At 31.8% G+C, this 1,512-nt stretch carries 1 protein-coding gene; it reads left to right on the top strand.

The window, feature by feature from the left end; genetic code table 11:
• Positions 1-813 precede the first annotated feature (813 nt).
• Complete coding sequence (locus tag ABD814_RS11825; protein ID WP_344913411.1) at positions 814-1,344, top strand: GNAT family N-acetyltransferase; 531 nt, start codon at positions 814-816, stop codon at positions 1,342-1,344.
• The last annotated feature ends 168 nt before the right edge of the window (positions 1,345-1,512 follow it).

Genomic DNA, 1,512 nt, shown 5'->3' with positions numbered 1-1,512 from the left:
GCGTACTTTCAATATAACATGAAATTCACATGACCTTTTATTTTAGGTGACTAACTTGATTATACAATCTTCGAAAAAAACTTGTTATATTACATTCATAATCAACAGATAAAATTTTGGATTTTTGTAAAGTTGAAACAGCCTATTTGATTAAATTGATTATATGCTGTTTTTGATATGGAAAATAACTCTTCAAGATTTTCTAAATTGTATGTTTGGATAGTTCTTTTGATGAATGAGATAATACCCTCCGTCTGCATGCTTTTTAGTGCCCTTGATACATTAAAATGTTCAGCCAAGGTTTTCTTTGTAAATTTTAGATTAATTACATCGCTATTCTATTTATTCCATACGTTCAAGCCCAGCATGTATATTACTATTGTGGGAAGAATTTTGAGAGTAAAGAAAAGACCGCAGATTTCTGCTGCCACAAATGTTATATACGAGATCGGTTCTGACGTGATAAAGACCTAGAAGATGTAATCAAGCACTCAAAGGAGAGAACACCGCTTCAAAATGTACCAGTGTGGATCAAGGGCTTAATGGCCGGTGTTGAAGCGAGAGAATCAGCTGAAGATTCAAACGAATATTACTGATTTAAGCACCCACATTGAGACTTATACAAGTTAAAATAGGGGGATAGAAATTGAGTATTTACCCCTGTTACAGTATGATTTGTTAAATTGTATAAGAGTAATATGATACCGCATGTAGAGTGTGTAGTGATGATTTCGAAAATTTAACTTACTAATCATATGCAGAAAAACTACGATTTGATTAACTTTTAACTTTAGCAGTTGAGAGGTGAATCTTATGTTTTTAAATAATCACAATCTAACAATTAGAAGTGCAACGAATAACGATGTAGGGTTACTAATATCATGGTGGAATAACGGCAAAGTTATGGCGCACGCTGGATTCCCAAATGGCCTTGGAATAACCTCAGAACAAGTGGATAAACAGATCAATGATAGTAAAGATAACGTTTCTGAATTATTGATCATCGAACTTAACAAAATACCTATCGGTGAAATGAATTACCGGTTGTTGAATAATGGTAATCTAGAGATAGGTATCAAAATATGTGACTTTTCTAAACACAATCAAGGCTACGGAAGAATACTACTTTCAATGTTGATAAAAGAATTGTTTAAAAGAGGCTTTGAAACAATTGTTCTTGATACTAATCTCAATAATTTGCAAGCACAACGTTTATATGAAAAATTGGGTTTCAGAAAAATTAGTATTCGAAGAAATGCATGGAAAGATCAACTTGGAGCACCTCAGTCCGTAATAGACTACGAAATGAAACAAGGAGAGTTGATTGATTATTCTGTTCTGTAGCTATATGGTGGTTTTAATGTAATTATTCAAAATCTAATCATAGATTTTAAAGGGTTCACTGGCAATTTATCAAATACAATTGCTTGTGAACCTTATTTATTGTTTAGGAAATTATAAAATTCGTTAGTTGTGGATAACTTTGTGTTAAAATCTAATTATCATATTTAA

This window comes from Amphibacillus indicireducens, assembly GCF_039539605.1.
Taxonomy (GTDB): domain Bacteria; phylum Bacillota; class Bacilli; order Bacillales; family Amphibacillaceae; genus Amphibacillus; species Amphibacillus indicireducens.
The sequence above is the reverse complement of the archived record's forward strand: the minus strand, read 5'-3'. Positions and strand labels throughout refer to the sequence as shown.